Origin of the sequence: Sulfurospirillum oryzae, from assembly GCF_025770725.1 — a bacterium.
Classification (GTDB): domain Bacteria; phylum Campylobacterota; class Campylobacteria; order Campylobacterales; family Sulfurospirillaceae; genus Sulfurospirillum; species Sulfurospirillum oryzae.
Window position 1 is genome coordinate 200,943 of the sequence record NZ_JANZKZ010000001.1, and the last position, 22,227, is coordinate 223,169.

General features: G+C 40.2%; 20 protein-coding genes. 6 read left to right on the top strand and 14 right to left on the bottom strand.

The features are described from left to right. The first annotated feature begins 98 nt into the window (after window positions 1-98). The 3 genes from N0B29_RS00895 to hemJ all read left to right on the top strand — a co-directional run bounded on the left by N0B29_RS00895 (window position 99) and on the right by hemJ (window position 1,934). A complete protein-coding gene (locus tag N0B29_RS00895) occupies window positions 99-983 on the top strand; it encodes an alpha/beta hydrolase (RefSeq protein WP_263831829.1) in 885 nt (294 codons plus the stop codon). A 70-nt stretch (window positions 984-1,053) separates the two neighbouring features. Then, entirely contained in the window at window positions 1,054-1,356 is a 303-nt protein-coding gene (gene cowN, locus N0B29_RS00900) for a N(2)-fixation sustaining protein CowN (protein WP_263831830.1), read from the top strand. Between the two features lie 62 nt (window positions 1,357-1,418). Further along, entirely contained in the window at window positions 1,419-1,934 is a 516-nt protein-coding gene (gene hemJ, locus N0B29_RS00905) for a protoporphyrinogen oxidase HemJ (RefSeq protein WP_263831831.1), read from the top strand. 35 nt (window positions 1,935-1,969) lie between these two features. Here the strand turns inward: hemJ and N0B29_RS00910 are convergent, their stop codons facing one another. From N0B29_RS00910 to N0B29_RS00925, 4 genes are all read right to left on the bottom strand, one after another. Then, window positions 1,970-3,676 (bottom strand): diguanylate cyclase domain-containing protein, encoded by a 1,707-nt coding sequence (locus N0B29_RS00910; RefSeq protein ID WP_263831832.1) that lies wholly within the window; start codon window positions 3,674-3,676, stop codon window positions 1,970-1,972. A gap of 82 nt (window positions 3,677-3,758) precedes the next feature. After that, window positions 3,759-4,973, bottom strand: coding sequence for a BaiN/RdsA family NAD(P)/FAD-dependent oxidoreductase (locus tag N0B29_RS00915; RefSeq protein WP_263831833.1), 1,215 nt, complete (start codon window positions 4,971-4,973; stop codon window positions 3,759-3,761). Beyond that, window positions 4,970-5,809, bottom strand: a complete 840-nt coding sequence (locus tag N0B29_RS00920; RefSeq protein ID WP_263831834.1) for a CvfB family protein — start codon at window positions 5,807-5,809, stop codon at window positions 4,970-4,972. Before N0B29_RS00920 ends, N0B29_RS00915 begins: the two co-directional genes overlap by 4 nt. Window positions 5,810-5,819: 10 nt before the next feature. After that, window positions 5,820-6,224: a DUF2721 domain-containing protein gene (locus N0B29_RS00925; protein ID WP_263831835.1), complete on the bottom strand. Its 405-nt coding sequence runs from the start codon at window positions 6,222-6,224 to the stop codon at window positions 5,820-5,822. A 104-nt stretch (window positions 6,225-6,328) separates the two neighbouring features. Between N0B29_RS00925 and N0B29_RS00930 the strand changes: the two genes are divergently transcribed. Then, window positions 6,329-9,262 (top strand): MutS-related protein, encoded by a 2,934-nt coding sequence (locus tag N0B29_RS00930; protein WP_263831836.1) that lies wholly within the window; start codon window positions 6,329-6,331, stop codon window positions 9,260-9,262. Between the two features lie 32 nt (window positions 9,263-9,294). Here the strand turns inward: N0B29_RS00930 and N0B29_RS12990 are convergent, their stop codons facing one another. The 3 genes from N0B29_RS12990 to efp form a co-directional block, all read right to left on the bottom strand. Continuing rightward, entirely contained in the window at window positions 9,295-10,908 is a 1,614-nt protein-coding gene (locus N0B29_RS12990; RefSeq protein WP_318526685.1) for a methyl-accepting chemotaxis protein, read from the bottom strand. A 36-nt stretch (window positions 10,909-10,944) separates the two neighbouring features. Further along, window positions 10,945-11,493, bottom strand: a complete 549-nt coding sequence (locus tag N0B29_RS00940; protein WP_263831837.1) for a DJ-1 family glyoxalase III — start codon at window positions 11,491-11,493, stop codon at window positions 10,945-10,947. Window positions 11,494-11,614: 121 nt separating this feature from the next. Beyond that, window positions 11,615-12,178 (bottom strand): elongation factor P, encoded by a 564-nt coding sequence (gene efp / locus N0B29_RS00945; protein ID WP_263831838.1) that lies wholly within the window; start codon window positions 12,176-12,178, stop codon window positions 11,615-11,617. A 220-nt stretch (window positions 12,179-12,398) separates the two neighbouring features. Here efp and N0B29_RS00950 point away from each other — a divergent pair, with 220 nt between their 5' ends. Further along, the gene (locus N0B29_RS00950) at window positions 12,399-12,647 is read left to right on the top strand and encodes a DNA-binding protein (protein WP_037958366.1); all 249 of its coding nucleotides are present in this window, start codon (window positions 12,399-12,401) and stop codon (window positions 12,645-12,647) included. Next, entirely contained in the window at window positions 12,644-12,811 is a 168-nt protein-coding gene (locus N0B29_RS00955; RefSeq protein ID WP_263831839.1) for a hypothetical protein, read from the top strand. The genes N0B29_RS00950 and N0B29_RS00955 overlap by 4 nt, the downstream gene beginning before the upstream one ends. 32 nt (window positions 12,812-12,843) lie before the next feature. Here N0B29_RS00955 and N0B29_RS00960 read toward each other — a convergent pair whose 3' ends face one another. From N0B29_RS00960 to N0B29_RS00990, 7 genes are all read right to left on the bottom strand, one after another. Further along, window positions 12,844-14,499, bottom strand: coding sequence for an efflux RND transporter permease subunit (locus N0B29_RS00960; RefSeq protein WP_263831840.1), 1,656 nt, complete (start codon window positions 14,497-14,499; stop codon window positions 12,844-12,846). Further along, window positions 14,486-16,078, bottom strand: a complete 1,593-nt coding sequence (locus N0B29_RS00965) for an efflux RND transporter permease subunit (RefSeq protein ID WP_263831841.1) — start codon at window positions 16,076-16,078, stop codon at window positions 14,486-14,488. The genes N0B29_RS00960 and N0B29_RS00965 overlap by 14 nt, the downstream gene beginning before the upstream one ends. A gap of 5 nt (window positions 16,079-16,083) precedes the next feature. Beyond that, entirely contained in the window at window positions 16,084-16,890 is an 807-nt protein-coding gene (locus N0B29_RS00970; protein ID WP_263831842.1) for an efflux RND transporter periplasmic adaptor subunit, read from the bottom strand. After that, a complete protein-coding gene (locus N0B29_RS00975; RefSeq protein ID WP_263831843.1) occupies window positions 16,887-18,224 on the bottom strand; it encodes a TolC family protein in 1,338 nt (445 codons plus the stop codon). The genes N0B29_RS00970 and N0B29_RS00975 overlap by 4 nt, the downstream gene beginning before the upstream one ends. A gap of 245 nt (window positions 18,225-18,469) precedes the next feature. Then, window positions 18,470-20,056: a phosphoglycerate dehydrogenase gene (gene serA, locus N0B29_RS00980; protein WP_263831844.1), complete on the bottom strand. Its 1,587-nt coding sequence runs from the start codon at window positions 20,054-20,056 to the stop codon at window positions 18,470-18,472. Further along, window positions 20,053-20,541, bottom strand: coding sequence for a hypothetical protein (locus N0B29_RS00985; protein ID WP_263831845.1), 489 nt, complete (start codon window positions 20,539-20,541; stop codon window positions 20,053-20,055). The genes serA and N0B29_RS00985 overlap by 4 nt, the downstream gene beginning before the upstream one ends. Before the next feature lie 3 nt (window positions 20,542-20,544). After that, complete coding sequence (locus N0B29_RS00990; protein ID WP_263831846.1) at window positions 20,545-22,221, bottom strand: 30S ribosomal protein S1; 1,677 nt, start codon at window positions 22,219-22,221, stop codon at window positions 20,545-20,547. Window positions 22,222-22,227: the final 6 nt, after the last annotated feature.

Genomic DNA, 22,227 nt, shown 5'->3' on the forward strand with positions numbered 1-22,227 from the left:
CTTTATCTTTAAAGAAAAGGGTCAAAAAGCTTTGATTGAGCCTTCGTACGTAAGAGCCCTTTTAGTTTTACATATAAAGCATTTATAAGGAGTTTTCCATGCTTCAAAAAATCTTTTTAGTCCTTTTTTCACTTACACTGTTTCAAAGTTTGCAGGCAGGAATTTTGCGTGATCGCTTGGGGTTGGGAGACGAAGAAGAGGAAAAAGAGGCAACGTTTTCTAAAGAGGTGCAACTTATTGCTAATGTCAGTTATGGAAACAACGCTAAAGAACGTTTTGATGTCTACACCCCTTTACATGTAAACGCTCAAAGCCTCACATCTGTCATCTTTATGGTACATGGAGGTGCGTGGAGAACAGGCGATAAAAAGATGCAAAATGTGGTTGAAAATAAAGTCAACTACTGGGTCGCTAAAGGCTACATTGTCATTTCAACCAACTACAAACTCCTCCCAGATGCTTCCGTGAGTGAACAACTCAACGATGTTGCCAAAGCATTGGGTGTCGCGCAAGCCAAAAGCGCATCGTGGGGTGGCGATAAGGCTAAATTTATCGTGATGGGACACTCTGCGGGTGCTCATCTTATTGCACTTCTTGCTTCTTCGCAAACCTTGTATGCCTCAAACGCTATCACCCCTCCTATGGCTGCGGTTTTACTGGATAGTGCGGTTATGGATACACCAATGCTCATGAGTGCTAAACACATGCGTCTGTATGACCAAGCCTTTGGAAACGATCCTGCTTATTGGCAAAGCCTTTCACCGTACCACCAACTCACAACAAAGCGTATGCCACTTCTTGCTGTTTGTTCAACCAAGCGTGATGACTCATGCCCCCAAGCAGAAAAATTTTTAAACAAAGCCTCAACATTTGGAACAAAAACAGTGCTCCTTAAAGAGAATATGACCCACAAAGAGATCAACCAACTTTTAGGCAAAGATCCTGCCTACACAAAAGCGGTGGATGATTTCTTAACCCAATAGAGGCAAAGCAACTTTTTACATGTAAAGCGTGGAACACAACGTGCATACGCGTGCCAAAAAGGCTGTTTAAATGGAAGAAGTACGCGATCGTTATGTGAGTTTTCACAACATCGACTGCTATGAAAATGCAACACACGTTTTAGATGCTATGTATGAACTTTTTGTTCTGCACCCTGAAGCTAAAGATAGTTTATGGATTCGTTTTGAAACGCTTATTCCAAATGACTACAAAGCTGTTTTTGCAAAACACGACTCGAAGGACATTTTGTACCACATCTGCTCGCATGTTTTTTACCTTTCTGCGCTGTTTGAAGAGTACGAGTTTGAAAAAGGCATTGAATTGATGGAAAAAGCTGAAATGGAGTGTTGTTAAAAATCCCTTAAAAAACCTCTCACACTTGTTATAATGCGCACATATTTTTGCAGGAGCGAAAAATGGAGTATTATAGTTGGATTTTAACGTTTCACGTTATGGCGTTTATGTCATGGATGGCGATGCTTTTTTACCTACCGCGTCTTTTTGTTTATCATGTGGAACACGCTCACAAAAGTGAATTTGTCGAAGTCGTTAAAATACAAGAATACAAAGTCTACAAATACATCGGACTTCCTGCATTTTGGGGAACGCTTTTAAGCGGCTCAGCCATGCTCATTATCAACCCTATTTTATTTGAAACAGGCGAATGGCTCTATGCAAAATTAGTCGTGGTTGCCTTAATGACAGTCTATTCGTTTTCACTCGAATATTATAGAGTACAACTCGAAAATGATGAATGCACTCATAGTGGTAAATTCTTCCGTGCTTACAATGAAGTACCAACCCTACTTTCGATTTTAATCGTAGCCTATGTCGTAGTTAAGACCTTTTCACTGCTTTTCACAACCATTACCATCGCATTTTTTGCGTTTGTTATCTATATGATTTTTCAACAGCCTGAACATAAAGGGTAATTTTCCCTTTATTTACATGTAAAAAAGTAGGACTCTTAGCTTTGTGGTTGCGATGAAGATATAGCCATTTCATCTTCATTAACCCTGAGAGTTGTCTTATTTTTAATTTGATACATTTTAGTATCTGCCTCAAGCATCAACGCATCAATCGAACTCCCTTTCTGTCCCATGGCAATACCGATAGACACCCCTAATGTTTTGACATTGCCTTGCAGTATCAAGGGTTCTTTTAGAGCTTCAATGCACTTTGACGCAACCAAATGAGCTGCATTTGTCGCATGCGATAGATCCCAATCAAGATCACTGAGCAAAATCACAAACTCGTCTCCGCCAACCCTTGCTAAGGTATCGCTTGCGCGTATCAGTGTTGAAAAACGCTTCGCAACAACAATGAGTGCTTCATCACCTGCACTATGCCCAAGCGTGTCATTAATAGACTTAAATCCATCCAAGTCCATAAAAAGCAGTGCCAGTCGTGTGTTGTTGCGGGCACATCTTGCCAAAGCTTGATCCAATCGATCGACCATCAAAAAACGATTGGGAAGATTGGTCAGATAGTCATAGTGCGCTATCTCTTTAAGTTCTTTTTGAGTAGCAAGCAACATCGCCATCAGTCGGTTGAATGCCGCTGTTAAATGCCCCACTTCATCCATACGTTTAATCGGTAATGGTTTAAGCCCAGTCTTTCCCAAAGACATTTTATCCGCCAATGAAGCAGACGTTCGCAATGGTTTAAAAAGCAGAAATAAAAAAGTGAATAACAAGGCAGGGATGATCATTAAACTAATAACATGTGCCTTGATAAGAATTTTTTTAATATTATCTTCCATCACAAAAGCTTCTTTAGTGAGGATACGAGAAACAACGAACCAATCGGTATTGGGAACAGATGCCATGGCAGATAGCTCTTCTAGTCCATTCGCATTGACTGTAATTCCACTGCCTCTAAATCCCGCTAACGCTTTGTCGTGTAAAAGATTTACGCCCCTTTTGGGTGTGGGCTTTAGGATAAGTTCTTTTTTGGTGGCTGCAACAAAGATTTGTTTCTTTGCATCAATGAGTAAAAAATCACCCGTATCACCAATATGCCCATTAATGACCGCATCAAGAAAATCCGAGCTGTACAACTGTGTCACCCCTACGAGTATGGCATAGACAGACCCAGAATCGTCTTTGATAGGTACTGCAATAGGAAGAATAGGCTCTTGTAATATCTTGCCCAAAGTGGGTTCACCCATGACATATTCTTGTGTAAAAGCGCTTTTAAAAAAATCATCCTTGGCATACGCGTTTTCGCCTTCAACGATTTCAGCACCATTCCCCGCAATCACGGTACCATTTCTGTTCAATACCAACAATGCCCCCGAAAAAACTGGATTGAGTTCATGTCGTTCCGTAAGCCATTTTTTGAGTTTATTGGGATCTTCTAACAACTTTAAAGGCAAGGAAGAGGAAAGTTGAATCAAAAATTTTTTCCGAACGTCCAAATCATGACTAATGTCTTTAGCGACCTCATTGGCAAGTGCTTCTTGATGAACAGAAACTATTTTGAAAAGATTTGTATGAATGGTGTCGGCAGAAAGATAATAACGCATCGTGCCGCCTACAATCACAATGGCAAACGCAAATACAATAACGCGCGTCACAATACTATTTTGGATTGTTTCAAAACTAACTTTGGAAAGTTTAGATAGAAAACTATTGTGTTTTAATGGAAACAAAATACCTCTTTTTTGCATCATCTGCAAGCGTTAACTTTAATACTCACTAAAATATCATTTGAATAGATATTGTACTTTTTTGAGCCTTAATGTGTAAAGAAGTTTACAGATTTTGTCCCACTAAAAAACCTGATGCCCAAGCAAAATGAAGGTTAAAGCCGCCACAATCGCCATCAATATCTAAAACTTCCCCACAAAAATAGAGATTTTTTACTTTTGATGACATCATACTTTTAGCATCCAATTCTCTAACATCCACACCACCCGCGCACACTTCAGCACTTTCAAACCCTTTGGTCGCTTTTACATGTAAAGGTAGCGACTTTAAAGCAAAGACAAGTTTTTTCATCTCTTTAGCACCTAGAGTTGATGCCTCTTTGATAGGGGTTAATTTTGTATTTTCGACGATGAAATGTGCTAACTTTTTGGGGATGATCCCCTCAAGCCACAAAGAGAGAGATTTACCCTTCGCACAAGTGAGTCGTTTTTGAAGGAGTGAGGAGAGTGCTTCACGCGAAAGATTGGGCAAAAGATCAACGACAACGTGTACAGATTCACCCTCAACAAAGGCTTTGGAAGCGGTACGGCTGATGTCTAAAATGGCACTACCAGAGAGTCCGTATGCCGTAAACAGCAGATCGCCTTGCACGCTTTGGCGTTTTTGGTTGGCGATGTAAAGCTCCACACCCGCATCCACCTTCACGCCACTGACCTCTTTAAGGTGCGGCTCATCGCAGATAAACTGCACTAAAGAAGGATACGGTTCAATGACGCAATGCCCCAAAGCTTTCGCAAACGCATAACCGCTGCCAGAACTTCCAAGGGTGGGCATAGCAACACTTCCTGAGGCAATTACGCACGCATCAAAAGTCTGTTTTGCATCTTTTACATGTAAAACAAATTCGGTGCTATTTTTCTCGATTTTGAGTACTTCACTCTCCAGTAAAAAACTCACACCCAAACTTCGTGCTTCGTGTAAAAGCATATCGACAACACTGGAAGCTTGGTGGCTCATCGGGTAAAGTCTACCCTCTTCGCCCTCGCGCATTTCCAGCCCTAAAGAGCGAAAATACGCTTTACATGTAAAGGTATCAAACCGTCTGAGTGCCTCTTTGGCAAAGCTAGGCGCTTCGCCATGATAACGCGATATGTTGATCTTTTCATTGGAGATATTGCATCTGCCATTGCCTGTGGCGAGAATCTTTCGACCCACTTTACTGTTTTTTTCAAAAACACTCACCACATGCCCTTTACGAGAAGCTTCGATGGCACATACAAGCCCTGAGGCTCCCGCTCCGATAATGGCAATACGACTCATAAAAGCTTCATGCCTTCATCGTTTAGTTCAAGTTTTTTCGCATCAATGAGTTTGGTAAGTGCTCGCTTATACGCTTTGCGACTGAGCCCAAAACGCTGCATAATAAGCTCAGGTGTACTTTTGTAATTCATCTCACAAACCCCACCCGTCAAGCTTAAAATCTCTACGATTTTTGAAGCCGCCACTTCATCGCTCTTATCGCCGATGGGTTGTAAAATGATGTCGAGTTTGCCATCTTTGCGAAGGGTTTTGATGTACCCTACTTTTTCATCGCCCACTTCGATATTTTCAAAAATTTCATTGTGAAAAATCATGCCATCGTACAAGTTATTGACGATCACTTTAAAGCCAAGAGGCGTTTTCTCTCGCACCAAAAGTTTGACTTCTTGATTGACTTTGAGCTTTGTTAGGTCTTTGCTTAAAAGATCATTGTACTTTTGACTGCCAATAATGCGCCCCGTCTCATCGTCCAAACAGACACGCACGATGACTTTCATCCCCACATAAAAAGGGAATTTTTGAAGTGCTTTAGGGACAAGAAGGTCTTTAGGTAAACCCCAGTCTAAAAATGCTCCAAAGGGCGTTACATCAACCACTTCAAAACAACCAAATTCATCCAGCATCGCCTTCGGAAAAACCGTGGATGCTACGATGCGGTCTTCCGAATCAAAATAGACAAAAACATCGATTTCATCGCCCTCTTTCATCGCATAAGTGACGTATTGATTGGGCATGAGAACTTCGTCTTGATCTTCGCAGATCAGGTAAACACCATTATCGGTATAACGGTTGATTTTGAGACGATTTTTCTCGCCTACAAGGAGGTATTGATTCATTATTACTTCTTTATTTTATTTTACATTTATCGTGCATATCACTGAGTTCCATATTGAGAGCATGCGTCGAAATCATTACTTCCCACAAAGAGATACAAAGAGAGATACACATCGCGATGAGGCTTAGTCCAAATATTTGCTTACCGATGCCTAATACGCCTAAAAAAAGCTCAAACATAGAGAGGGTACAAAGCAAGATGGAGAGCACTCCAAAAAATTGCATCCATTTGGTGAGTTCGAGTCGGTGTTTGAGGTTATTGATCTGCTTGTACTCCTCACAGTTGTCACGCTCCGTTGATTGACGATGCAACATCCGAATCAGTTGTGCCACTGCCAAGAAACGGTTAGTATACGCAAGTAACAGTAATGAAACCGCTGGGAACAAAAGGGCTGGGGTTGAAATTTCAATCTCCATGATAATCCTTTAAGAATAGTCTCTTTATTGTACCAAACAACCCCTTTCTTTATGCTTCCTTTGTGTATAATTGAATCTATTTTTTAAAGGTGGTACTGGTTTTAATGCTTGAAAATATTGCGCAAATGCTCTGCTCAAAAGAGAGATTACTCACTGAAATCTATTTCGACCTTCAGCTCTTTTTTGAAGCAAAATATGGCAAAAATACGATTGTGTTTATGGAAATAGGCTCTTTTTTTGAAACCTACGAAGTGAACAATGAAACGCATCAAATCGGTAAAGCTAAAGAAGTTTCAGAGCTACTGAATATCCAACTCACCCGTAAAAACAAATCCATTTTAGAAAATTCACTCCAAAATCCTTTGCTTGCAGGCATTCCCTCTGTTTCGTTAGATCGCTATCTAGCACGTCTGGTTCAGAGTAAAAAATACACCATCGTTTTAGTGCGCCAAAAAGGTGAGCCACCGCATGTGAAGCGCTACATCTCAAACATTATAAGCCCTGGCACAAACTTTGACTACCTCATTGAATCGAGCGAAAACTACCTTGTTTCTTTGCTTGTGGACTGCAACCACCAGATCTATTCTGTTGGGTACAGTGCGATTGATGTAACGACAGGTAAAACCATTATCAACGAAGTGCATGGCACCAGAGAAGATAAAACGTATGCACTTGATGAGATTTTCAACCTTTTACAAACCTATAAAACCAGTGAAATCGTTCTGACGTTTAATACCGAAAGCATCGATAAAGAGTGGGTGCAAAACTACCTTGAGATTACACCAAGCGTCGCGCATAGCATCAACAAAGAGCGTCTTAAAGTGGCGTATCAAAATGAACTTTTTGGACGCATTTACGCGATTCGATCCCTGCTCTCGCCCATCGAATACCTTGACATCGAACGCTACCCTTACGCAAGTGAATCACTCGCCATTCTTTGCGATTTTATCATCGAGCATGATGCCAACATCATCGAAAAGATGAGCCGCCCTATTTTACTCGGCAACAGTCGCTATCTTTACATCGGCAACAATGCCCTTGAACAGCTTGACATCATCTCTAAAAATCCTTCCGAGATGACACTGTTAAATCTCATCGATCAAACGTCAACCGCGATTGGAAAGCGCCTTTTAAAAGAGCGGTTGCTCAATCCTATCTGCGATCTCAAAACACTCAATGAACGTTTTGATCTCAGCACCCAACTGATCAAAGACTATAAAAAATTTGAAATTGCTTTAAAACAAGTCTATGATTTGGAGCGTATTTTAAGGCGTATTGCCCTTAAAAAATTGCACCCTTTAGAGCTTGATTACCTCAGCACTTCGCTTGAAGCCATTTTAGGCATCTTGAGAGAGGCAGAACTTAAAAAAGTTCCAACGCCCAAAGATCTTTTCGATGAAAGCGAAGCTCTTTTAGAGATGCTTAAAAGTACATTTGTGCTGGATGTCTGCGCCAAGTTTCGCAAAGATCAGATCAGCGAAAATCTTTTTGTTAAAGGTATTTACCCGCAAATTGATAAGATCGAACAGAGTAAAGAAGAGCGTTTTAGTGCGCTTGAGCATATCTCACACCACATTGAAGCACTTTTTGAAGAGAGCAATCGCACGACGCTGAGCATCGAGTGGTTGGAGAGTGAGGGGCATTACATATCCATCAGCAAAAACCGTTTTGCGCTGATTGAAGAGAAGCTTATGCAGAGCTTCATCACCATCGGAGAGAAGCACTACTTCTTCAAAGACTTTACCTTTAGGCATCTTAAAAACAGCGTGAAGATTTCAGCATCCTTGATTGAAGAAATTTCCCAAGAGATCACACTCAGCAACCTGCAAATGATCGCTTTGGTGAAACAGCGTTACGATGAGATGCTAGAGAAAATCGAAACGCATTACGCCCTCACGTTAGAGCATCTTATCTCCTTTGTTGGCACACTGGATGTTGCCCTTAGCAATGCCAAATGTGCTGTCCTTTACAACTACACGCGCCCTGAACTTTTACCGATGCAAGAAGAAAAGCGTTTTATCGAAGCGATTGGACTTCGCCATCCACTCATTGAATCACGCGAAGAAAATGGCATCTATATTCCTAACGATATTTTCCTAGGTCATTGCTCACCAGAAATTACCCACGATCATGTCACGCTCGAAGCGTGCAGTGCCAATGAAGTGCAAGGCATTTTGCTTTACGGCATCAACTCAAGTGGTAAATCTTCGTTGATGAAAAGCCTTGGCATTGCGGTCATCATGGCACAAGCGGGCTTTTTTGTACCATGTGCTTCCATGCGTTTTAACCTGTTTGATAAAATCTTCACACGCATCATCAGCCATGATAATCTCTACAAAGGGCTTTCGACCTTCACGGTCGAGATGTTGGAGCTCAAAAATATCTTCAACCGCACCACAGAGTTTTCACTCGTACTGGGTGATGAGATCAGTCATGGAACAGAGACCGAATCCGCTCTTGCCATTGTGGCAAGTGCCATTACGAAGATGCACTCCTTAGGCTCTTTCTTTGTCTTTGCAACGCACTTACATCAACTCAGCCACTTGCCTCTCATTAGCGAACTTAAAAAGGTGATTTATCTGCATCTAGGGGTCAGTTACGATGAAGAAAATGACAAACTGCTTTACAATAGAAAATTAGAGCTTGGCAGTGGCAGTTCGCTGTATGGTTTAGAGTTTGCCAAGTCTTTACACATGGACAAAGAGTTTATTAAAACGGCTTATGACATTAGAAGAAGTCTTGCAGGGGAACTCGGTGAAGTAGAGCTTTTAAAGCAGAAAAAACGAAGCAAATACAACAAAAACCTCTACCTCTCTAAATGCGCGCTCTGCGATGAATACGTCGATGAAGTGCATCACATCAAAGCACAAGAGAGTGCCGATGCCAACGGTAACATCGACCACTTCCATCAAAACCACCGTTACAATTTGATTCCATTGTGTGCGAAACACCATAAAATGGTGCATGAGGGTAAGATTACGATTAATGGTTTTGTGATGAGTAGCGAAGGCTTAAAACTTCACTATGAAGAGAAGTAAGAAGTGGCTTTCACTTCTTACATGTAAAAGATTTACGCGGTTTTGAATTGTGCGAGTGTAGCACTAAGACTTTCGGATAAACGTGCCAAATGTTCTGCTGCTGCAGCGATCTCTTCGACACTTCTAGCGTTTGAACATGAAAGAGTGTCTATCTCTTCGATTTTATGAATAACAGCGGTATTAATGCGATTGACATTATCGGCGGCTTTAAGGACCACTTCATCCGTTGCACTCACACTTTCATCGAGCAAGTTCACCGCATCAGTTGTTTGAGTACTCACTTTGGTTGAAAACTCTGAGAGTTCGGTAATGCGTTTTGCATTTTCATTCATCTCACCACTAATATCACCAATACTTTGAACAATGACATTAATGGTGGCATTGGTTTCAATCAAACTCTTTTGAGTACGTTCAGCCAATTTGCGTACCTCATCGGCAACAACAGCAAAACCACGTCCATGCTCACCTGCACGTGCGGCTTCTATGGCGGCATTGAGCGCTAAAAGGTTCGTTTGGTCGGCAATGTCACTAATGACATCCAAAACGTTCTTAACTTGATCGGCATCACTTGAGAGGTGATTGAGTCTATCATTGATCCCAGCTTCTGCTTGTGCTGTATTGGCAAGTTGAGAGATGGTTTCATTGAGCAGATCTTGTGCCATCAAAAGACTTTTTTGTGCCGTATGAATCGTCTCTTTAACATGTTTGACATGATCGCTTGTATGTTCGATTTCAGAAGCGACCAAAGAGGATTCATGCGTGGTTTGCTGTACCACACGAGACTCTTCTTCTGCGCGTTTACCTATCTCTAAACTCGTACTAGAGAGCTCTTCTGCCACAGAAGCATTTTCAAGTGCATTGCCTTTCGCTTCGCCAATCGCGCGTGAAATTTCTTCTAAAAGAGCATTAACCGTACGCATCGTTTCGCTGATCTCATCGTGATTGCTGGTACGAAGTAGCGTGTGTAAGTCTTTGTTTTGACGTACTCTTTCACACTCTTCTTTTGAACTAGAAACCGATGATCTAATCGAATTGGTTATCAAAAAGAAGATCCCCAATACAGCCACACTCACCACGCCTAGCGTAATTTCAGAGGTTAATTTATTGCCATCAAGTCTATTGAAATTCGTTTTTTTAACGCTAGCGGCAAGGCTTTTCATCTCTTCAGCAACACGATCAAAAAGTTCACCACTTTTTTGAGAAACATCACTCAATATTTTGTCCTCATCGGGATGTTCTGCTTTAAAAGAAGGCTCAGAAACCGCTTTACCATATTTGATCCAAAGTTCTATTCTGGGTTCATTCAGCAAAAACATCGTTTCAATATTTTTACGAAGTTCTGCTATTTTGTCTTGATTGACTTTAGAGAGAAAAATTCCCGCTAAAATATCCATCTGTTTAAGGGCTTGTTGATAGTGTTCCTTGTAGGCATCGACATTTTTTTGCTGATAATAAATCTGAACATTACGTTGTTCCAAGCGCATCGTTAGGACATGTGATTCTAACTCTTGAATCGCTAAGAAACGAACAGCAATACCTTTTCCATTATCACTGAGTGTCATCACCTGATACCCCAAAGCAATAAAACCTAATGCTAGTAAACCCAAAAGCAAACTCAATTTTCCTTTAATGGTTGCCAATATCATCTATTTTTCCTAAACTAAATTTTTAACACTCTCATCTTAAACAAGCAACAAATCTTTTGCTAAATTCTCTTTAACCTCACGTGAACAGAGTTGTTCTACAAGACTGAGTGCAAAGAGAATTGCCGTACTTGGTCCTTGTGATGTCGTGATGTTTTCATCTATGACCACTTTTTCATTTGCTTTGTAGCCAGATTGAGCAATTTTTTGCTGAAATGAGGGATAACAGGTATAACTGTTTTTGAGTACTCCCGCACATTTGAGGGCATAAGGAGCGGCGCAAATAGCAGCAATCGCTTTGCCCTTGGCATCAAAATCTTTAAGCAATGTTTGAACAGTCGTATCAGCGGCTAAGTTGGTAGCACCAGGAACTCCACCAGGAAGAGCTATCATATCAAAGACATTGCCATCTAGCTCTTTGATAAGAGCATCTGCAACCACAACAATATTGTGCGCTCCTTTGACATGTAAAGACTCTAAAGCTACTGTAACAACTTCAACATGAGCTCGCCTTAAAATATCCACAATGGTGAGTGCTTCGATCTCTTCAAATCCCTCCGCCAAAGGGACAATGACTTTTTTACTCATGAAAACTCCTTGCAAAATATTGTTGCATGACAAATGTATCGTAAATTATTATAGCACTAAAGAGGGAAAGAAGAGGAGGAAACATAGCGCATAGAGTTGCGCTATGTTTTTACATGTAAGACTATTTTACTTTTTCGAGATATTCGCCACGTACGGTGTCAACTTTAATGACATCACCTTCAACAACGTGGAAAGGGACTTGAACGACTGCACCGCTTTCAAGCGTTGCTGGTTTTTTGCCACCTTGTGTATCACCTTTAAAGTTAGGTGGTGTCTCAACGATTTTGAGTTGAACAAACTGAGGTGCTTCAACACTGATAGGTTTACCATTGTGGTAAAGCATATCAACATTCATACCATCAATAATCCAATCTGCCGCCTCGCCCACTTGGTCGTGTGTTAATGCGATTTGCTCATAAGTTGCACTGTCCATAAATTGTAAGAATTCACCATCATCATATAAAAACTGCATGATTTTATCTTCGAGTTGAGGCGTTTCACATTTATCACCCGCATGGAACGTTTTTTCGATCACTTTACCATCAACAAAAGATTTGATTTTACAGCGAACAAATGCCGCACCCTTACCAGGTTTAACGTGTTGGTATTCTACGATTTTATAAGGGGTACCATTAATTTCGATCTTTAACCCTTTTTTTAAGTCGCCCATTCCTATAGAGGCCATAAATTCTCCTAAATTTTAGTTTTCGTCATTATAGCGAAAAAAACCACGACAACAAAATAGCCTATTTTTATACAATATATTGTATATTTCAATCAATTAAAAGCATAATAAAATCAATAAAAAAGATATAATATCTGTTATAAAGTTTAAATTATAAATTAATTAGTATGTTTTATACAATTTAATTTATGTTTAATACATTTTTAAGTACAATCATACGATGAAAACAAGCGACATCATCAATCTTTTGCACAATGCCATTGAAGCTGAAAATATGGGAAAGAAAATTTCTCAAAAGAAGATGGCAGAAACTTTTGGAATATCCATGCGCACCTATCAAGAGTGGAGACTTGGAAGTAGCGCGCCTATGGGAATTCCAGTGGTTTTTAATATGCTTGGTATGTTAAAAGATGAAGATATTGTGCGTTTGGTACGTAAGATAAATGACGGGCAAAAAGGAACGGTATGACAAACTTATCCGTAAGTGAGAAATTGGCGTTAGAAGAAGTATTTGAGTGTTTAAAAGATGAGAATTGCCGTAAGATTAGTGTGATAAACAAACGTCTTTTTGTCTATCGCATGATGCGTTTACTGGTATCGACGCGTCGAAAACTTTTACATGTAAAAAGATAAGTTGCCCTATCCTTTACATGTAAGAAATGCTTTTAGATCGCTTTGGTGTTGTCCATCAAAACAGGGACAACAATCAAAGAAACGATCACCGCAGCAATCGTTCCAAAGATTAACGCAACACCAAGCCCCCCAAAAATAGGATCAGTCGCAAGAAGTGTACTGGCTAAGATAATCGCTGCTGCCGTCAATACAATAGGCTTCGCCCGCGTCGCACTCGCACGTGCAATCGCCTCTTTTTTCGAAACGCCTTGTTTGATCAAAGTCTGTGCAAAATCAATCAATAAAAGTGCATTTCGTGAGCTAATACCCATCAGTGAAATAAAACCAATCAATGACGTAGCTGTGAGAAAGAACGTTGTTGATGTAAACAGATCCATAATCCAATGCCCTACAATAACGCCAATGATGGAGAGGAAACTACCAAGAAGCACAATGCCAGAAAGGGCAAAGCTTTTGTAATAAACGACCATCAATAAAAAGATCAAAATAAGAGCTGCGATAAAAGCTCCGCCAAGATCACGAAATGTATCCATCGTGACTTTCATCTCACCATCCCAAGCCAGTTCAAACACCTCGCCGCTCTTTTTATCTTTGAGTGTAAGATCAAACAGGTGGCTGTTACTGACATCGAATTCACCACTCAGTGCCTCTTTGATGCGACTGCGTGCGTCTAAAAGGGGATAGACCTGAGAGACAAGGTCTGCCTCGGCGACAATGCTCACCATCTTCTGCAAATTCTTAGACATAATTGTCGGCGAAGAGGTCACTTTCTCCACACGCACCACTTCGGAGAGCGGTACCATCATTCCTTGTGCATTTTGAAGCTGTAACGAAGAGAGTTTAGCGCGAAGCTCCTCTTTAGAAGCGTGCGCAAGTGACTTTGAAGGAGAGCTCAAAACCACATAAAGAGGAATTTGAGAAGGCGAGCTCTCGCTATTTTTATGCGCAACGTGCATGCCCTCAAAGCTTAAATACAACAACTCATTGATCTTCGCAATACTGAGCGCGGAACGCGTTACTCTCTCTTTATCGAGCACAAGGGCGTATTTTTCATAAAGCTCATCTGCCATAATGTCCACATCAACCAAATCTTTCGTTTGCACAAGAATCTGTTTGATCTTCTCAGAAAGTACGCCAAGTTCAGCCGCATTGTTGCCATAAAGCTCCACGACCAAAGCTGCCATCGTTGGAGGTCCTGCTGGTTGTTCAACCATCTTGATCGAAGTCTGAGGAATCAATGTCTCACAGCTTTTTTGAATGAGCGGACGTAAGCGATGTACTATCGCAAAAGAGCGTTCAGGTCTTTCATGAATGCCACTTAGATTGACCACGATCTCACTCACATGCTCTCCACTTTTAAAGCCAGAACCTTTAACAAGCCCTGCATAATCAAGAGGCGAGCCCATACCATTAAACACTTCAATATTTTGAATCTCTTTCTCTTTTTGCAATATGTTAACCACACACGCATTGATGGTATTGGTCTCTTGATACGAGCTTCCGTTGGGTAAATCAACATAGACAGAGAAAGTATTTGTACTTTTACCCGGTAACATTTTGGCTAAAACGATTTTGGTCGGAAACATCATGACTGCCGCTAGAAATGCCAAAAGTGTAAAAAGCAATACCCGCCTTTTTTTACGATCTTCCACCAAGATAGAGTGAATAAACTGCTCAAATTTTTGCATGACTCTCTCCTTTGGTGTGGGTTGGCTTTTTTAATAATCTACGTGCTAAGAATGGGGTAAAAATATACGCTATCAACAGTGATGCCATCATCGCCACAGGAACATTCAGAGGTATAGGCTTCATAAACTCACCCATCATCTGCCCCACAAACGCCATAGGAACCATCGTTAAAATAATCGCAATGGTCGCAAGATTGGTTGGAGCGCCTATCTCATCGGTTGCTTCAATAAGCAACTCATCCATCTCTTTTTCTTCGGCGTCTTTCGCATGCAAATGGCGATGGATATTTTCAATCACAACAATCACGTCATCGACTAAAAGTCCAAGACTGAGTAAAAAGGCAAAAAGTGTAATGCGGTTGATCGTCTGATCGCTGATATAGGCTATAAAAATGGTAATGGCTAAAATAGCAGGAACGGTCAATGTCACAATCAACCCCTCTCGCCATCCTAAAATAAAAATAAGAAGCAACGCAATAATCACAATGGAAATCAAAAGGTGAAACACCAGTTCATTGACCGCTTCATTGGCACGTTCGCCGTAGTTTCGTGTCACGATATAGCCTATTCCCTCGCTCTCCCAAGCAGCTTTTGATGCTTCAAGACGTTTTAGTACATCACCTGCGATCACAACCGCATTGGAGCCTTTCAGCTTTGAAACACTGAGTGTCACTTGATCTTGCAATGGGGTAAACTGATCCCCTTGTTTATAGCTGATCTGCGCACTTTTTTTGTTTTGAATGTCATCGCCCAAATGAACAGCGGCAATATCTTTAAGATAAACCATTGAGCCGCCATAGTTTGCAACAATAAGATTTTGAATATCTTCCACGCGTTCCAACGCATTTTTAACACCAAAAATAACAAGCTTACCCTCTTGAGTACGGTTTTTGACCTCAGGCGATGAGGCGGTGAGTGATTTTAAGGCACCAACGATCTGCTCTAAAGAGAGATGATAACCTGTGAGCCTTGAGAGATCTATCTCGATGTTAAACTGCTCCTTATGCTCACCCTTAATCTCTGTTTTTGCTACATTATGGACATTGCCAAGGGAATTACGAAATGTCTCTACGCGCTTGTAAAGTGTCACATTATCAACATTTTGCGCTGTTTTAGCATAAAAGGCAACGGAGAGAATCGGTATATCGATGTCAATGTCAAACGGACGAACCAATGGCGTTGATGCACCCTCAGGTAATTGATCCATATTCTGCATGACTTTATCGTAAAGCTTCAAATTCGATGCTTCGCGATTTTCACCGATGTAATACATGACGTTAACAATGCCTACATTATCGCTCGCCACGCCATAAATATGCTCAACACCTTTGATCTCTTTGATGCGTCTCTCAAGAGGGCGAACGATCATCTGCTCGATCTCAGCCGCACTCGCTCCTGGCATAGAGACAATGACAACACCACCACTAATAGAGATTTGAGGGTCTTCTTCACGAGGCATCATAGAGAGGGCAACCACACCTAGCATAATCAGTGTCGCCCCTAAAATCATCGTAAGAGGGTTACGTAAAAAAAGGCGTGCTAAATAGCCCGCTAAATATTTTTCTTTGTATTTCTTCATGTTAGTTACTCACCTACAACCACCACAGCATACATACCAGGGTAGGCTTTAACATCTTTACATGTAAAAGAGATTTTCAGCTTAAAGGTATGCGCCATAGGGTTAGAACTAGGAATAATCGCATCAATTTTCCCTTCGCTAATACAGCCAATGGAAGGCACTTCCACACGCGCACGATCTCCCACTTTGACACTTCCTAAATAACTCTCCGCAATCTCCGTGCTAATTTTAAGTGTACTTAAATCAGCCAGTACCAAAGCAGGAACACCCGAAAGTGCCATTTCGCCCGCTTTAATATGTTTTTCAATCACAACGCTCTCATTAGGAGCTTTAACTTTGAGGTACTGGTACTGATTTTGAACCTCTTGACGTTTTTGCTTGGCGGATGCTACCTGCTTTTGCGCAATTTCAACCATTGCTTTAAGATTGTTTGTAGAAAGCTCCAAGTTTTCAACCTCATATTTTGAGACCATGTCTTTTGCCAATAAACGCTGATAACGCTCTAAATTAAGCTTGGCATTGACGTATTGGTTCTCATTCATGGACAAGGAGAGTTCTGCTTGAGAAATAGCAAGATCACTCTGTGCGAGTGCCGTATCAATCTCTTTTGAGTCAATCGTGTAAAGCAAATCGCCTTTTTTCACAACATCGCCCTCATTCACATAAACAGCTTGAATATAACCCATATAGCGGCTTGCAATGCTTTTTTGATTGTCTGAAATGACACTACCACTCAAATTGAGACTTGCCGCACTAAGCGTTGCGCCTACTAGAGAGCATGCGATAGCAAGTTTTACATGTAAACGTTTCACTTAACTTCCTTACTGGCTAATTTTTGGAGTTCAAAGATCTTTTCATTGCGCGCATTTTGCACCTCTTTGAGCTTGAGGACTTTGGTGAGTTCTTCAGATTGTTTCATCATAACATCATTAATGGAGACAATTTTTTCAGCATATCTTCCTGCATAATTCTCATAAATAAGATGGGCTAATTCCACCTCTTTTTTAAGGCTTGCAATCTCGTATTCATGGCTTTTGATCTGTGTTTGAATCTGCTTCACATTCAAAGCGACACTGTTTTTTGCAAGGATAAGTTGCTGAGACGCTTTGAGGTTTTCGACACGCGCTTTTTCTAGGTTGTTTTTATCTGTTCCACCATTAAAAATATTCCATTTGACTTGAAGCCCAACGGTATACGCATCGTTTTTAGAAAAGTCATTCATGAGCTTTTCATCACTACTACCATAGTTAGCAAAAGCTCCCACTTGAGGCAAAAAAGTACTCTGTTGCAATGCAATGTTCATCTTGGAGATTTCAACACCCTGCTCTGCTTTTTTGATGTCAAGGTTTTGAGCCAAAATGCGCTCATCTTCATCCAACGCCAACTCCGCCTCTTCGTAATTACCTGCAATAGAAGCAATAGGCTCATCCACTAAAAATGAGATGTAGTAATACAACAGTGACTTATTTGCTTCCGCTTGGTTAATGAGACGCTCAACATCGGCTTGTTTACTTTGAATTTCTAAAAGATCCACTTTTTTGACGTAGCCTTCTTGCATCATCGCTTCGGTTGTTTTTTCAAGTTTGGTTGTATTGGTGGCAATGATATGCAAATTGTAAAGATAATTGTTTAAGAGTGAAATAGCAAAAAAACTTTTTTTCAGCTCATAAATTTTGGTAGCGGTGAGTTGTTCACGCTCTAAAGTGCTCATAGCTTGAAGCGCTTGAGTGATTTTACCATAGTGTTCTAATTTGCCACCGGTATAAATAGGAAGCGTGTATTCGATCTTTGTTTGAAAATGGTTACGATCTTTTGGGTTGTTGAGATCCTCTGGAGCTAACATGTAATTAGAGCCGTTGAACTGCTTGAAGCCAAAATCAGCAAAAGTCGCTTGGCGTGATTGTAGTTTGTATCCAAAAATATTCAATGCATCGTTGCTACGCAGTGCTGCTTGAGAAAGGTCTACACTTCCATAGTTTTGCCCGAGAGCTGCTTGATGCTCTAATGCTCTTATCTGCTCATCAAACTTTGCAATCACAATCTCTTTGTTATTTGCTTTCACTTTTGCGATGGCACTTTCTAAACTGAGCCCTTCTTGTGCAAAGCAGATACTAAAGGTTATCAAGGCCAAAAAAAAGATTTTCATCCCAAAACCCCTATCTTATTTTATAAATTGTACCAATATTATCAAATTTATAATATTTATTTATTTATCGAAAATAATTAAGCATGGCGTTTTAGCTAAAGATAATAAAATTTTACTTTTATAATGTTAGTCAAAGTCTTTAATTTGGGGAGAGTGCCTAGAGTAAGTCAATTTAATTTAAACAATATAAGAGAAAAAGAGGGTGCACCCAAAGATTAGGTGTACCCTCTTTCTAGAAGTTGGTATTATAAAACAGCGTACTCTACCCAAACACATGTTTCAAGTTGATTGAGTTCTGAAATGATTTTTTTGTCGATGTCTGTATCGACCAAGATCACAGCCATCGCAAACTGATGCGCTCCACGACCCAATCTAAAGTCAGCAATATTAATGCCCTCTTTCGCCAAGATAGAAGCAATATGTGCAATAACCCCTGGTACGTCATGGTTTTTAAAGATAATCATTTTGCCTTTTGGTTTAAAGTCAAATTTAAAACCATTAATGCCGACAATGCGTTGTTCATCTTCACCAAAAACAGTTCCACTAATGCTGACAACATCTTTTTCAGTTGTTAAAATTAATGTTACTTTGTTTTTGTAACCGCTCGTACTATTGGCTACTTCAAATTTACTCTCAATGCCTTTTTCTTTTGCCACAAATTCAGCATTGACATAATTAATTTTATTCTCATTGGCTTCTTTGAGCGAACCTACAATACCAAAAGTTAAAAGTGATTTTGCGTAAGAGCCAATTTCACCTTCGAGTTCAAGTTTGATAGATTTAATAGCTGAACGATTAAGCTGCGCTGCCAAAAAGCCCATTTTTTGAACAAGTTCTAAGTATGGTTCAACAAAAGATGGAATATCTTCCGCTTTAATAGGGAGATTAAGTGCATTAGGGTAGCTAATGCCACGTGCTGCGCTAATCGCATTTTCAGCTGCTTGAATTGCAATTTTTTCTTGAGACTCTAACGTATTTGCGCCAAGGTGAGGTGTCACACAGATATGCTCAAGGTCGAGTAAAGGATGACTTGTTGCTGGCTCTTTTGAGAAAACATCAATACCTGCAAAAGCAATTTTACCGCTTTTGATACCTTCATATAGCGCATCTTCATTGTAAAGACCACCACGCGCACAGTTTATAAGTCTAACGCCATCTTTCATTTTTGCGATCTCATCGTGTGAGATCATGTTGACGGTTTCTTTATTTTTTGGTGTATGGATCGTAATAAAATCACATGCCAAGATATCATCAAAATTTTCAGTGTATGTCATACCAAGATCGGTTACTTTTGAAGCTGAGATGTATGGGTCATAAGCAATAACTTCCATGCCAAATGCTTTGGCACGAATGGCGACACGGCTGCCGATATTACCAAAACCGATAACACCTAGACGTTTTTCACAAAGCTCGACACCATACCATTTTTCACGATTCCAAACACGCTCAATTTTAAGATGGTTATTGGCATTCACAAAACTTCTCGCGCATCCTAAAAGATGTGCCATTGTGAGCTCTACTGCTGCAATGGTATTGGCAGTTGGTACGTTCATCGCGATGATACCGCGTCTACTACAACCATCTTGGTCTACGTTATCCACACCCACACCGGCTCTTACAATCGCTTTTAAGTTTGTAGCTGCATTGAGGAACTTTTCATCAACATCGGTTGAACTACGTGTAATAGCAACATCACAATCGCCCATAATTTTTAAGAGTTCATCTTTTGACACATGAACAGCATCAACAACTTCAATGTCTTTCTCAGCACGTAAGATTTCAAAACCTTTTTCATGGATTGCATCGCATACAATGATTTTTTTCTGTTTCATAACCAAACCTCGACAATTTTTGATTTTATATCGTATTTTTCAAGCTCTAAAACAACTTTGTCCAGTTGTTTTTCGCTTTTTTCTTCTATATAAATGAGCGGGATTTTATCTTCCTTAACCACCATATAGGGTAGGTGCAAAGAGGTAAGTGTTTGAATGATGCAAAAAAGAGAGTAGCGATCCGCTCGATCAATCACCAAGCGGAAAGACTTTAATTTGCCACCACTACCACTTTTTTGTCCATACGCATCAATTTGCATAAAGAGCTCATTCACAGGAAATACAAACTCCCTAGCGTCTTGATGCGCCATCTCTTTGATCCAAACTTTTTCTTGTGTTTCTTGTTTGATTTCTTGTTTTTTAGGAGATTCGTACTTGGCGACCTCTACATTCACTTCCACTTCTTGATGTAAGAGTTTCGTGAGAAAAAATCCTACACCTACAAAGAGAAGTAAAAAAATTGCGCCAAGTACTTTTTTTTGCATCGATTATTTCAATTGATCTTTTAAGATGTCTCCGAGCGTCATTTTCTCTTCTTTATTGATCTCTTTTAACGCTTCTCTCTCTTTAAGTTTTGAAAGACGTCTAACAGAAAGACGAATGCGATTTTTTTTGTCATCAATAAAAGTAATAGCCGCTTCGATTTCATCACCAATTTTAAGATCAGCCTCATTCACTTGACCTAAGTCTTCTTTACGAATGAGTGCATCTACATTGTCTTCAAGCTCAACAAAGATACCAAATTCTTTGATGTCTCTGATTTTACCATGAACAATATCACCATTCTCATGTGATTTTGCATATTTTTGGATTGGGCTATCTTCAAGCTCTTTTTTACTTAAAGAGACTTTTTCGCTCTCTACATCAATTTTAACGATTTTAACTTCTACAACATCGCCAACAGCAAAAAGTTCTTTACATTTATTGTTACGATCCCAAGAAGCATCTTCATTGTGTAAAAGACCTTCAATACCACCAATTTTCACAAATGCACCAAAGTTTGTAATGGTCGTGATTTCACCTTTAACAACATCACCTACTTTGAATTTTTTCATGAAATCATCAAATGGTTTTGGAAGAACATTTTTAAGAGACACCCGTAGACGTCTCTCTTTTGCATCAATTTCAATCACTTCAACATCAACCACTTGACCCTCTTCGATGTAATCGCGTGGGTGTTTTATGTTTTTATCCCAAGAAATTTCAGAGATGTGAAGGAAACCTTCGATGTCATTACCAAGATCAACAAACGCACCATAAGGCTCAATATTGCTGATGGTAACTTGGATAGAATCGCCTGTCTCTAATTCATCTTTGATCTCATCCCAAGGATCAGGCATAGCCGCTTTAACTGAAAGTGAAAGATGACGTTTGTCTTTATCATATTTGATTGCTTTAACGGGAATCACTTCACCCTCTTGGTAAAGTGTACCTGGATTTACTGGGCCCTTGTAGCTGATTTCACTGTAGTGAACCAATCCATCAATGCCACCCACGTCAACAAACATACCATAGGTTGTAATTTTTTTGATGGTTCCCTCAACCACTTCGTCACGGTCAATCAACTCTTGAACGATCTCTTTGCGTTTTTTACGCTCATCGTCTAAGAATTTTTTGCGAGAAACAATGATCGATTCTGTATCAGTGTCAATTTTAATGATTTTAACTTTGAGTGATTTACCCATAAGTCCGTTCATGTCTTTAACAGCAGCTTGTGAACGTGGAAGGAAGAATTCAATACCCTCTTTGTTCTCAGCAATAAATCCACCTTTGTTCTTGCCAGTGATTTTAACATCAAGAACAACATCGTCTTCTTCTTTAAACTCAGCGATAAATGATTTAATACGATCCTTACGAAGGGCCTTTTTGTGCGAAACAGCTGGTCTTTCGTTTCTGAATCCTGTAATCACTACAGGGATGACATCTCCCACTTTGCATGTTATGTTGCCATTTTCATCTGTAACCTCAGATGCGTTCAATCGTCCCTCAGACTTCTTGCCCACATCAACTAAGATAACATCTTCTTTGATCGCTACAACAACACCATTGATGAGTGCATCTCTCTCAGAATCTTTGAAAGACTCTTCCAACATAGCCGCAAAATCCATCTCCTCATGCTCGTCTACGGCGTCAGTATGAACAGTTTTGTTCGCCTCATTTACCATTTTTAT